The organism is Sorangiineae bacterium MSr11954, from assembly GCA_037157815.1.
GTDB lineage: Bacteria > Myxococcota_A > Polyangia > Polyangiales > Polyangiaceae > Pendulispora > Pendulispora albinea.
This window is the reverse complement of sequence record CP089984.1, coordinates 120,098-131,644: the sequence shown is the minus strand read 5'-3', so window position 1 is coordinate 131,644 and position 11,547 is coordinate 120,098. Positions and strand designations below refer to the sequence as shown.

At 67.2% G+C, this 11,547-nt stretch carries 9 protein-coding genes; 2 read left to right on the top strand and 7 right to left on the bottom strand.

The genetic code is table 11. The features are described from left to right. Window positions 1-8 precede the first annotated feature (8 nt). Both LZC94_00530 and LZC94_00525 read left to right on the top strand, forming a co-directional pair. Complete coding sequence (locus tag LZC94_00530) at window positions 9-1,043, top strand: histidine kinase (protein WXB15764.1); 1,035 nt, start codon at window positions 9-11, stop codon at window positions 1,041-1,043. A 45-nt stretch (window positions 1,044-1,088) separates the two neighbouring features. After that, a complete protein-coding gene (locus LZC94_00525; GenBank protein ID WXB15763.1) occupies window positions 1,089-1,853 on the top strand; it encodes a LytTR family DNA-binding domain-containing protein in 765 nt (254 codons plus the stop codon). Between the two features lie 185 nt (window positions 1,854-2,038). Here LZC94_00525 and LZC94_00520 read toward each other — a convergent pair whose 3' ends face one another. The 7 genes from LZC94_00520 to LZC94_00490 all read right to left on the bottom strand — a co-directional run bounded on the left by LZC94_00520 (window position 2,039) and on the right by LZC94_00490 (window position 11,538). Continuing rightward, window positions 2,039-2,935, bottom strand: coding sequence for an HlyD family efflux transporter periplasmic adaptor subunit (locus LZC94_00520; GenBank protein ID WXB15762.1), 897 nt, complete (start codon window positions 2,933-2,935; stop codon window positions 2,039-2,041). Continuing rightward, window positions 2,932-3,630 carry an ABC transporter ATP-binding protein gene (locus LZC94_00515; protein ID WXB15761.1) on the bottom strand — a complete coding sequence of 233 codons (699 nt, stop codon included), beginning with the start codon at window positions 3,628-3,630 and terminating at the stop codon, window positions 2,932-2,934. The genes LZC94_00520 and LZC94_00515 overlap by 4 nt, the downstream gene beginning before the upstream one ends. Window positions 3,631-3,634: 4 nt before the next feature. Continuing rightward, window positions 3,635-4,765, bottom strand: coding sequence for an ABC transporter permease (locus LZC94_00510; protein WXB15760.1), 1,131 nt, complete (start codon window positions 4,763-4,765; stop codon window positions 3,635-3,637). Then, window positions 4,762-6,357: a TolC family protein gene (locus LZC94_00505; GenBank protein ID WXB15759.1), complete on the bottom strand. Its 1,596-nt coding sequence runs from the start codon at window positions 6,355-6,357 to the stop codon at window positions 4,762-4,764. Before LZC94_00505 ends, LZC94_00510 begins: the two co-directional genes overlap by 4 nt. A gap of 113 nt (window positions 6,358-6,470) precedes the next feature. Further along, complete coding sequence (locus LZC94_00500) at window positions 6,471-6,851, bottom strand: DUF2335 domain-containing protein (protein WXB15758.1); 381 nt, start codon at window positions 6,849-6,851, stop codon at window positions 6,471-6,473. Between the two features lie 634 nt (window positions 6,852-7,485). Further along, window positions 7,486-9,786, bottom strand: a complete 2,301-nt coding sequence (locus LZC94_00495) for a zinc-dependent metalloprotease (protein ID WXB15757.1) — start codon at window positions 9,784-9,786, stop codon at window positions 7,486-7,488. A 1,050-nt stretch (window positions 9,787-10,836) separates the two neighbouring features. Continuing rightward, window positions 10,837-11,538: an SDR family NAD(P)-dependent oxidoreductase gene (locus LZC94_00490; protein WXB15756.1), complete on the bottom strand. Its 702-nt coding sequence runs from the start codon at window positions 11,536-11,538 to the stop codon at window positions 10,837-10,839. Window positions 11,539-11,547 lie beyond the last annotated feature (9 nt).

The following is an 11,547-nucleotide window of genomic DNA, read 5'->3' as shown; positions in this document are numbered from 1 at the left end:
TCATCCGCGTGGCAAAGCCGAAATCGATTCTCTTGGGGCTTCTCGCCGCGCTCTCCGTTCTTTACGTGCGCGACTTGACACGCGCCGCATTTGGCGTTCCAAACGCGCTGCCCACCCTGGCCGATTTCCTCATTGGATCGATTTGGCTCTCCGGCGAGATGGTGGTGCTCACGGTGGCATTCAATCAGAGCATGCGGCGCGGCCACGGGCCCAAGCGGGCCGCGCTGATTGGCCTCTTGGTGGCGGGCGCGATGAGCGCCATGGGTGATGCCATCTATGTGGCCATTCGCCATCGATTCCCATCGTGGGGGCTCCTACCACCCGATGCGGGCGAACCCGACACCGCCATGTACTCGTTCGTGACGGGGTTCGTCGATTCCGGTCTCGTTCTCGCCCTTTGGACCTTGGCGTTTCTCTACCCGACCGCCCTTCGCGAGGCGTTCGAGCGCGCATCGGAGGCGCGCCACCTGCGGCGTGAGATGGAGCTTTACCGACTTCGCACCACACTCGAGCCGCACTTCGTGCTCAATACGCTCAACGCCATCAGCGGGGTCATGACGGAAGAGCCCGAAACCGCGCGGCAGCTGGTGGGCGATCTCGGAACCTTGCTGCGGGATCTGGTGCGCAAATCGGATGATCGGGAGCGCACCCTGGGGGAAGAGCTCGAGTGGTTGGAGCGCTACACGGCCATCCTCGAGACGCGCCACCCGGGGCGGCTCGCCTTCGAGTGGGACGTCGACCCTGCGCTTCGCGCCCATCGGGTGCCCGCGCTCGTTTTGCAGCCGCTCGTCGAAAACGCCGTGCAGCACGGGGCGCTCCGGCGGCGCTCCAACGGCCGAATCCGGCTCTCGGCGCGGTCGGAAAAGGAACAGCTCGTCGTCACCATCGAGGACAATGGGCCGGGCTTGCCGAGCGAGGCACCACGCGATGGCGCGCGAGGCCTCGAAATGGTTCGAAGGCGCCTGGCGCTGGAGTCCCCGGACGCCACCTTGCAGCTCGAGAGCACCCATGGCGGAACGCGCGCCACGCTCACCTTCGCGTAGAGCATAGGCGCACCGAGGTCGCGCGTTGTAGATTCACCGCGGCCCATGAGTCTCCCCCTTCGCACGTTGGTCGTCGAGGACGAGTGGCCGGCGCGCAACTACTTGGTCGAGCTCCTCCAGCGAACGTCGCAGGTGGACATCGTTGCCGCGGTGGCCACCCTCGACGAAGCGACGCAGGCCTTGGACAACGCCTGCCTGGGCATCGACAGCGTGTTCGTCGACATCATGCTCACGGGGACGATGGGGGACACCTCCGGTCTTCGATGGATCAAGGAGGTCTCGGGGCGGCATCCGCTCCTGTTCGTGCTCGCCACGGCGCTGCCGGATCATGCGCTGCACGCGTTCGATTTGGGGGTGGCCGATTACCTGCTCAAGCCGTTCACGGCGCCGCGCGTGATCCAGTGCGTGGAGCGCCTGATCGCCAAACGGCGGCCCGCGCCGGAGGTCGCGCCCTTTCCGCGCCGCATCGTCGCGCGCGATGGGTCGACCTTGGTGTTCGTGCCGCTGGAGGAGATCCTCGCCTTCGAAGCCTCTTCGCGGCTTTGCTTTGCGCACTGCGCGGGCGGGCGCTTCTCCGTCGATCTGTCGCTGTCGGCGCTCGAGACCACCTTCGAGGGCACCTTTCTTCGCGTGCACCGCAATTGGCTCATTCAACCGGCGTTCGTGCGGCGCTACGACAAGGAGATGGCGGAGCTCTCGGTGCAGCTCGGCGAGCGGGCTTGCCTGGTGCCCGTCTCGCGCGATCGGGCGCAGGCCGTGAAAGATGCGCTCTTTGCGAACGCCGTCGGCGTGCGGCGCGGCGGAACGTAGGCGCGGGCGGGGCGTAGGGCGCGGGCGGAGCGTACGGCGCGGGCGGGCGCGCCGGGTACCTCGGACGTGTCGGCACCTGGGGCGCGCCCGCGCACCTGGGGCGCGCCCGCGCACCTGGGACGCGCTCGCGCACCTGGGACGCGCTCGCGCACCTGGGGCGCGTCATGCGTGGACGCCGGCCGTCGTCAGAAGATGCGCACGAGCACGCGCTGTCCGATGCGGACCTCCTCGGAGTCGATGCCGAGGACGCACTCGACCACGCGCTGGTCGACCTTTTCGGCCGGATCGTCGCTGGGCTGTTTGAGCCCGAAGACGCGGCCCACGCGCAGCACCTGCGCGGGGTACGTCTGCGATTCGTCCGATTCGACCACCACCTCGGCGCGCATGCCCGGCGAGACGCGCGGCACGAATCGGTCGACCAGCTCGGCGCGGATGATGCGTTTGGCGTCGGGGGCGAAGAGAAACAGCGGGGTCACGTTGAGGGTGCTGATGCCGTCGCCCGGCCGCGCAAACCTTCTTATGACTTGGCCGTCGAGCGGCGCGCGCACGGTGCGCAGGCTCACCTCGTACGTGGCCAGCGCCTGGCGCGCGCGGGCGACCTCGATGTTGGCGCGCGCGATCGCCCGATCGGTGACCACCAGCGCCTGCTCGTCGCGGGCGCGATCGAGCTCGCCGCGCGGCGCGGCGCTGGAGGCCATGAGCCCCTCGAGGCGGCGCACCTCGCGCTCGGCCGCCCGCTGCCGAACCTCCAGGGAGGCCAACGCCGCCCGCGCTTGGGCGACCTCCCGATTGGCCACGGTGGCCGAGAGCACCGCCTGTTGATCGTCGAGCTGCGCGAGGGGTGCGCCGGCCTTCACCTTGGCGCCCTCCTCCACGAATACCTGTTTGATCAAGCCATCGCGGCTGGCCGCCAATTTGATGACGCCGCCCTCGATATCCACTTTGCCTTTGGCCACCGCGACCCAAGGGGTGGTTTCGACCTTCGGTTCCTCCTTCGGCTTCGAGCACGAGAGCAGGGCCGGGGCGGCCAGCGCCCACGCAATGGCGAGGGGCGCGAGACGAAAAACGGTTCGTAGAATCATGATTTGCGCTCGTCGCTCACGAGGAGCCCATCTTCGACTTTGATGACGCGATCGGCGTGCTTCAGGAGGCGGCCATCGTGGGTGACCCCCAGCACCGTCGTTCGATGTTCGCGTGCGATTCTGTGGAGCAGTTCAATCACGACTTGTCCATTTTTGCTATCGAGCGCGCTCGTGGGCTCGTCGGCGAAGAGGAGCTCGGGGTTCTTCACGAGCGCCCGTGCGATGGCGACCCGCTGTTTTTCCCCGCCGGACAGCTCCGCGGGCCTCGATTTGGCGCGGCCCGAGAGCCCCACCTCGTCGAGGGCGCGCTCGGCCCGCGACATGGCCGGCTTTCCCGTGATCCCTTGGTACTTCAAGGGCAAGAGCAGCTGCTCCAGCGAGGTGAGGGCCGGAAAGAGGTTGAAGCCTTGAAAGATGAAGCCCATGTGCGCCAGCCGAAACGCGTCGAGCTGCGCGGGCGAGAGGCGCCAGAGATCTTCGCCCAGCACGTGCACGGAGCCACGATCGGGGCGCAGGAGGCCGCTCAGGATGGCGAGCAAGGTGCTCTTTCCGGAGCCCGAGGGGCCGATGATCAAGGTGAGCTCGGCCGGCTGCACGGCCACGTCGATTCCGCGCAGCACGTCGGTGGTGGTCTTGCCGCTGGTGAACGAGCGATACAGCTCGAAGGCGGAGATGGTGTGGGGGACGCGGGTCATGGGCTCACCGAAGGAGCGACGCCGGCTCGGCGCGCGCGAGCTGACGTACGGCAAAGAGGCCCGAGAGCGCGGAGATGGCCAGCACGAGCACCGCGGTGGCCACCACGGCCGCGACGGGGACGCGCATTGTCACCGCCAAGCGATCGGCCGCGGCCTGAAGCGCAAAGGTGGTCACCAAGGTGATGCCGAGCCCGATGAGCCCCACCCAGAGCGATTGCTCGAGGACGACCCGGCGAAGGGCGCCGAGCGAGACCCCCAGCGCGCGCAAGGTGGCATATTCGCGCAGCGAGGCCACGATGGCGGCCATCAAGGTCTGGCTGGTGATGACGACGCCGACCGCCACCCCGAGCAGCGACGAGAACGCGAAGCCCGATCCGGAGCCGGACTCCATGACCCAATACATCTCCGACTGGCGCGCGAACTCGTCCGCGGTCCACACGGTAAAAGGGCGGTACGTTCCCGTGGGCTGCAGCGCGTCGCGCACGGCCTCCGCGCGCTCGGGCTCGCGAAGCTTGACGAGGTAGTAGGCCACCTCCTCGGTGTGCAGCAGCGAGGGATCGATGCGCCGGGCGGTGGCGAGCGAGGAGACGATGTTGGCGCCCGCCACGGCCCGAATGCCGCGCACGGTGCCCACGACCTTCACATGGCGTCCATTGAGCTCGGCGTGATCGCCCACCCTGACCCCGAGCTTCTCCTCGTCCGCCTCGTCGATCAGCACACCATCCGGCTCGTCGAGCGCGCGCCGCTGCTCGGGGGTCAAGAGCCGGCCGAAGGTGAGCGCGTCCGGGCGCGTGTCGACGCCGACCAGATATCCGCTGATGGGCGCGCCGTCGGGGCGGCGAAAGTCGCCGCCGGCCCAGTTGAACGCTTCGACCTTGGTCACCTCGGGGTGCATCCAAAGGGAGACCATGACCCGTTCGGGGATGTTTCGTCCCATGTCGACCGACGGTGCATCCCGGAATCCAACCCACAAATCGGCGCGCGATTCATCGATATAGACGCTGACATTGGCAAACGCGCCCACCAAGAGCGCCACCTGCACGAGCACGAGCACCCCCGAAAAGGCCACGGCAAACACGGCCGGCACGAAGCGGCGCCACTCGTGGATCAAGGTCGCGCGCGCGAGCGAGATCATTCGCCCCCCACGACGCGGGTGAGGGTCGAGCGGGCGAGGCGCACGTCCACCTCGGCTTCGATGGCATTCAGCTCCGCTTGCAGCCATTTGATCTGGGCGTCGCGGATCTCCAAGGTGCTGCCGGTGCCGGCGTCGAAGCGCTCCTCGGCGAGCTTCAAGTCCTGCGCGGCGAGGGAGCGGCTTCGCTCGGCGATGCGGTACGCGTTCCAGCTCGATTGATGCAGGGCGAGCGCCTGGCGAATCTCCATTTCAATCCGCAGCTCGGCGCGGCGGGATTCGAGCTTGATCTGCTCGAGATTGAGCTTGGCGCTGGCGACGGCCGCCGAGGTGGCGAATCCGTCGAAGATGTTCCACGTGAGGACGATTCCGCCTTGGAGGGCGTTTTGTTTTCCGGGATCGGTGAAGAAGGGGTTGGCGCTGTTGCCTTGTCGCAGGTAGCTGACCTCGGCGGTCACCCGGGGGAGCAGGGTGGAGCGCGCCATGACGATTTGGTTTTCGGCGGCTTCGCGTTCGCGGATGAGCGCCGCCAGCAGCGGGCGGCGGGTGCGGGCTTGGGCCAAGAGGCGCGGGAGCGCGGGAGATGGCGCATGGGCGCTCGCGGCGGAGCGTGGGTCGGCGAGGGCGGGCGCATCGGCGCGCGCGGGCGCATCGGCGCGCGCGGGCGCGGGCGCATCGGCGCGCGCGGGCGCGGGCGCATCGGCGCGCGCGGGCGCGGGCGCATCGGCGCGCGCAGGCGCGGGCGCATCGGCGCGCGCAGGCGCGGGCGCATCGGCGCGCGCAGGCGCGGGCGCGGGCGCATCGGCGCGCGCAGGCGCGGGCGCATCGGCGCGCGCGGGCGCGGGCGCATCGGCGCGCGCGGGCGCATCGGTGACGGCTGCGAGGGGCGCCAATGCAAATTGGTCGTCGGGGAGGACGAGCCATGCGGCCAGGGCGCTGCGCGCGTTGGCGATGAGCGCTTCTTGCCGGGCGCGCCGGAGATCGTCGTTGGATTGATTCAGCTCGGCGTCGATCACATCGCGGCGCTGCGCGCGGCCGTATTTGAACTGCGCCTCGGCGCGCTTTCGCTGATCGCTCGCGTGCTCCACGGCGCGGTCGAGGACTTCGCGGCTGCGTTCCACCCGCCATACGTCGAGGTAAAGGCGGTCCGTCTCGAGGGCGACCGAGAGGCGCTGCTCCGAAAGGCGACCTTTTTCGGCGTCGACCAGGGCGCGGGTGCGCGCCAAATCGTTCCAGAAGCGGCCGCCATCGTAGAGCAGCTGCGAGATACCGACCCCCAGCTCGAAGACGCCCTGATGGTACGACGGCACATCGACGGAGGTGCGCTCATAGCTGCCGCCTCCGGCGCCGGAGGGATCGGTTTCGCCCACCTGAAATGTCGACGAATACCGCTGCGGCCCAACCCACTGCGCGGCGGCGCCTGCGCGCATCGTGACCTGCGGAAGCACCGCCGAACGCGCCAAGCGGCGCTGCTCCTCGGCCTGGCGCACGCGCAGCGCAGCGACTTGAACCTCGAGGTTCTGCTGCGCGATGCCGCGAGCGTCCTCGAGGGAAAGGGTTGCGAGCAGCGCGACGCCCGCAAAAAGACCGACCATGGGTCCACCCTTGTCCATCGCCGGCGCCCGCGCTGAAAATTCCGACGAGTCGCAGCTCGCGCTCTACGAGTCGCCGCGTCTCGCGGACGAGGGGAGGTTACCCAGGACGAAGCTTACTGACTGGGGCGGCGGCTCGATCTCGTGCTTTCCTCGGCACGCTCGACGTTCGGCTGGCTCGCCGCGGGCGCGGCCGACGATCGTCGGCCGTAGATGAACGCGGCCACCATGCCACCGAGATCGACGCTAAAAACCGTCGCACCTGCCGCATCGTGACCTGTGGCAATGAGGTATATCGATCCGCCTATGCCCGACATGGCGACAATGAAGCCGCATGCCATGCCCCACCCTTGAAGCTGGTACTTAGCGCGTACCCCTTCGGTGACCGTAGCCATCTCGGCGCGCTCGATGGCGTGGCGATGCGCAGCCTCCGCTTCGAATGTACGGAGAATCCGCTCGCCGGAACCAGCGATGGCTCGCTCGTAGTCGGCCAACATCGCCGGCGGTGGCAGCGGGCCTGCAAAGCTGCTCGACAACGACACTCCAGAGATTCGCGCGAGGGGAAGCTGTTCCCCGGGAGTTACCTGAGCACTTACGTCCTGCGGCTGACTGATAGCCTTTGAGCTTTCGCCGCCCCCCCTGGGCTTGCTCACCGGCGCTGCTTCTCGTGTTCGAGGACTCGGGTAAAGTCGCTTGCGACACGCTCGAAGTCGTCGCGGAGCTTTCGCGCATCGTCTTCTGGCGAACTCCGGCCGCGAAATTGGGGGGCCTCATACGAGGTAGCCGCCAGGTCCACGATGAGCCCTACGCCCTCTATGAGGGCTTCGATCCTGGCCTTCCGAGTCATAGCTGTAGGATAAGTCCTCGTGCTAGACCCTGCCAAGGATTGACACGTATCATTCGACTGCTCGAACAGATACTTTCTCGCGCCCAGGGCGCCATACTCAAACGCAGCCGTTCGCGATAGATGTCCGAACCACCTCGCCAATCCGCTTCATCGACGCGTCGTGTTCACGGGTGCCATGGCTACCGAGGATGGCGCGCTCTCATACTGCCTGCCGAAGAACCCCCGCGCGGAGCATTTCCCCACGCGGGTTCTCTTTCGAACATTGACCGAGACTCGACGAAGAGCTACTTGAAGTACGGGTGGGTGGCGCTGTCGATGCGGGCCACGAGGTCGTCGCGGAGGGCGGCCTCGGTGCTGCCGGGGGGCAACGTCGCGTTGGCGAGGGTGGCGCGCGCGTTGAGCAATGCCTGGTAGGCGGGCTGCGCCTGGAGCTTCTTGAGCACGTCGACGGCGGTGCGGCGTGTGTTCCAGCCGCGGTAGGTGTCGCTGTTGGTGATCACGCCCTGCAACGTGGTGGTGAGGGTGGTGAGCGTGGTGCCGGTCAGGGACGGATCTTTGGTGATGTCGCCGCGGAGGTGGGCCGGATCCAAGAAGAGGCGGTTGAGCACGTAGTTTTGGAAGTCGCTCAGGCGGTCCGTGTAGCCGGGGTATTGCGCGTTGTCCGCGGTGTGGTCGCGGCCCAAGGCCAGGAGCTTGTCGAGCTCGGACCATGCGCGGCCCTGATCCGCGGCGGTGCCCGCTCGCAGGTAGGCGGCGGTGCCATTGAGGTAGCGGCGGTTGATGCTGTTGAAATAAGCGCCCGTGGGATCCTGATTGCGCAGAATCAAATTGAGGCGCGCGTTGTACCCGCTGCCGTAGAACTTGGCCAACGGGTCCTCGGTGCGATCGAAGGTGGCGCACGCCGGATCGAGCTCGGTCGCCTCGTCGGTGCAGAAGGGCTGCGACGGCTCGTTCGTCTGCAGACCGTAGAGGAGACGGATGGCGTCGTAGTCGTAGGGGCCGGGGAGGTTGCGGTTCGCCTCGACCGCGTCCGGATCGAGGATGTACTCCATGACGGAGCTCTGTTGCGGGAGCGGCAGGAGCGAGCCCTTGAAATTGTGGCGCAGGCCCAGGGTGTGCCCCACCTCGTGAACGGCCACGTGCGTGATGAACTGCTCCACCTGTTGGACGCCGTTCACGGCGCGCGCGTGCGTGCTCGAGCGCTCCAAATCGTCGTGCGAGGCGCCCGCGTTCGGCGCGAACAAGGTGCACAGCGGGGTGCCGCGGAGGCCGGCCCACGTGATGCGGGAGACCGGTGCACGGGTTTGCGGCTTCGAGGTACGCGCCGCACTGCTCGCCTGGGGATCGAACTCGTCGATGGCGGCTTGCAGCCAGATCGCGTTGAAGTACACGCTGGCGCCGCGGATTTCACCGGTGTTCGGGTTGAGGCGCCAGTTGGCGAAGGCGTAGCTGTAGGTCGGGTCGCCGTCGTAGATGAAGTAGTTCTTGTCGTCGTCGGCGTAGGAGTCTTGCGCGGTGGCGATCTGCGCTTCGAAGGCCTTGAAGCCGAAGACGGCGTTCCAATTTTCGATACCGGCCTTGATGGCGCCGACGATGTCGTATTTGGGATTTTGCCTGCCGACCTCGACGAACTGCTCCGAGATGACCCACTTGATGGGCTTCATCCCCGGGCGGATGTTCCACTTGGTGGCGCGGCTGAGGGTTCCGCCCGTGTTCTTCTCGAGCAGCGGGTCCGCGCGGAAGTAATACTCCTGCGAGGTGCTGTTGGCGTCGAAGAGCGTAAAGCCCTCCCCCTCCGAGTAGCGGCGCAGCGCGATGCCGAGGGTGCCCGATGCCGTGAACGGGTTCGCGGGGTTCGAGGGCGCCGCTTGGTTCTCGGGCACCGGCTCGTTCACCGCGCCCGTGAAGACTTGCTCGAAGGTGCTGCCGTCGTTGATGCGACGGAAATTCTGCAAATACGAGAGATCGACTTGGAAGTGGAGGGGCTGGCTCCCTGCGCCATAAATCGAGGAGAGATCGCCGTGCGCGTAGAGATCCGAGACCACGCCGAAGCGGTTGAGGCCCGCGGCCGGATCGAAGAGCACATAATCGTCGTGGCCGGCCAAGCCCAGGAAGGGGCTGTAGTGATCGACCACCGGATACGCCTCGATGATCAACGCCGGATCGAAGGTGTCGCTGGAGGCGCGGCCGTCTTGCGCGTCGAAGACGAAGAGCTTCCCGTTTTGCTCGCGGAAGGTGACCACGCGGGTCCCGAGCGAGGCGGCGGCGCCCGCGCCCACGGAGCCCGGGTAGGCCTGCTTCATGTACGCCGAGAGGAAGTACCGGCGATTCAACTCTTTCTTGTTGATGGCGAGATAAAACGACTCCTTGGCGTTCGCGCTGGGAACGGCCTGCGTGCCGAGCCCCGACAGTGCATTCGCGCGCACCGATAGGTCGCGCGAGAGGGTGCGCGAGATGGGGACGAACGCCTGCTCGTGCTGGAGCACGTCGGACGCCTCGCCCGGGGAGGGCGCGCTCTCCGAGGCGCAACCTACCGCGGCGATCAGGATCGGAAAGACGATGGTTCCCAGTTTCACGTTCAGCATCGAATGGTCCTCCCAGACCCGTCACCCACTTGGGCAACATTTACACACAGACACTCACAATTGCGAACAGACCCTTACACGAGGCTTCCTCGCGCGCCAGCACGAACTTTCAAAAGTTGTCCGAGTGACAAAGGTAGTGCGTTTGGAGCGCCCGAATTATCAGGCGGGGTCCGACTTTTCCGGAAGGTGCCTCACTCGCACGAACATTTCGCGCGAACGAACGCTCGAACGTCCAGGCAGGGCAAATGTCGTTCGGCCTCGCACAGTCGCCCAACGCCGATACGTCAAGGCTGCTATCGCCTGACGCCCAACGCCGGAAACTCCATCGCCAAACGCAAGGCCACTGTCGCCGGCGCCGGAACGCAAGGCTTCAATCGCCGTATGCGGGACGCAAGGCTTCATCGCCCGATGCCAGCCGCCGAGACGCAATCGCGAGCGCCAGACGCAAGGCTACGATCGCGGAACACCAGCCGCCGGAACGCCATCGCTCGACGCAAGGCCGCCACCGCCGAACGCCGGTACTCGGACGCCGGTACTCAAAACGGCACCGCCCAACGCCACACGCAAGGCTGCTGTCGCCCGAACGCCAGACGCAATCGCTCCATCCCCCGGACGCCGGATCTCAAATCGCCACCGCCGGACGCCGGAACACTCAAAAACGCCACCGCCGGACGCCGGTACTCAAAACGGCACCGCCCAACGCCACACGCAAGGCTGCTGTCGCCCGAACGCCAGACGCAATCGCTCCATCCCCCGGACGCCGGATCTCAAATCGCCATCCCCGGACGCCGGAACACTCAAAAACTCCACCGCCGGACGCCGGAACTCAAAACGGCACCGCCAGACGCAAGGCTGCTGTCGCCCGAACGCCAGACGCCGGAACGCCATCGCTCGACGAAAGGCCGCTGTCCCCAGACGCCGGAACACTCAAAACGCCATCGCCAGACGCAAGCCCACCGCCGTGGCGCCGGACGCCGGAACGCAAGACGCGCATCGCCGGGTGCAGCCCGTCCGTGATTCACTTTGCGGCGAAAAAACCGCCTGCGGCGGTTACCACTTTTCGCCGAAGGGACGCACTTCGAGCTCGAAGGTCCAAGCCGACTTGGGCTGCGCCGTTAGGTGGTAGACGGCGTCGGCGATGTCGTCCGGGCGAAGGAAGAAGTCGTCGGGATGCTCGGGCATGCGCGTGCGTGCGCGCGGGGTGTCGATGGTGCCGTCGACCACCACCAGCGAGACGTGGATGCCCGCGGGGCCCAGATGGCGGGCGAGCGACTCGGTGAGGCTTTTCTGGGCGGCCTTGGCCGGTGCAAAGGCCGCTGCGCGCGCTCCCCCGCGGCGGGATGCGGTGGCGCCGATGACCACGATGTTCCCGCGCCCCGCGCGCTTCATGGCCGGAATGACCTTTTGCGATGCCACGAAGAGCCCCAGCGCGTTCACGCGCCATGAGGCCTCGAAGTCCTTGGCGCTGATTTCTTCGGCGGTGCCCCACACCCCGGAGCCTGCGTTGTAGACGAGCGCCGACACCTCGCCGAGCTCGCGCGCTACCTGGTCGAACGCGGCCTCGATGGCGGCAGGATCGCTCGCGTCGCATGCGTAGGCCCGCGCGCCGGGCAAGGTGCTGGCGATCTCGCCCGACAGATCCGTCGTGCGCGAGAGCAGCGCGACGGCGTAGCCCTCTTTGGCAAAGCGGCGCGCGAAGGCGGCGCCATTTCCCGGTCCGATGCCCACCACCACGCAGACTGGTTTTCCCATCCGACGCTT

Coding starts and splice junctions, on each gene's coding strand:
- LZC94_00525 (WXB15763.1), top strand. CDS start 1,089: ATGAGTCTCCCCCTTCGCACGTTGGTCGTCGAGGACGAGTGGCCGGCG.
- LZC94_00520 (WXB15762.1), bottom strand. CDS start 2,935: ATGATTCTACGAACCGTTTTTCGTCTCGCGCCCCTCGCCATTGCGTGG.
- LZC94_00515 (WXB15761.1), bottom strand. CDS start 3,630: ATGACCCGCGTCCCCCACACCATCTCCGCCTTCGAGCTGTATCGCTCG.
- LZC94_00510 (WXB15760.1), bottom strand. CDS start 4,765: ATGATCTCGCTCGCGCGCGCGACCTTGATCCACGAGTGGCGCCGCTTC.
- LZC94_00505 (WXB15759.1), bottom strand. CDS start 6,357: ATGGTCGGTCTTTTTGCGGGCGTCGCGCTGCTCGCAACCCTTTCCCTC.
- LZC94_00500 (WXB15758.1), bottom strand. CDS start 6,851: ATGTTGGCCGACTACGAGCGAGCCATCGCTGGTTCCGGCGAGCGGATT.
- LZC94_00495 (WXB15757.1), bottom strand. CDS start 9,786: ATGCTGAACGTGAAACTGGGAACCATCGTCTTTCCGATCCTGATCGCC.
- LZC94_00490 (WXB15756.1), bottom strand. CDS start 11,538: ATGGGAAAACCAGTCTGCGTGGTGGTGGGCATCGGACCGGGAAATGGC.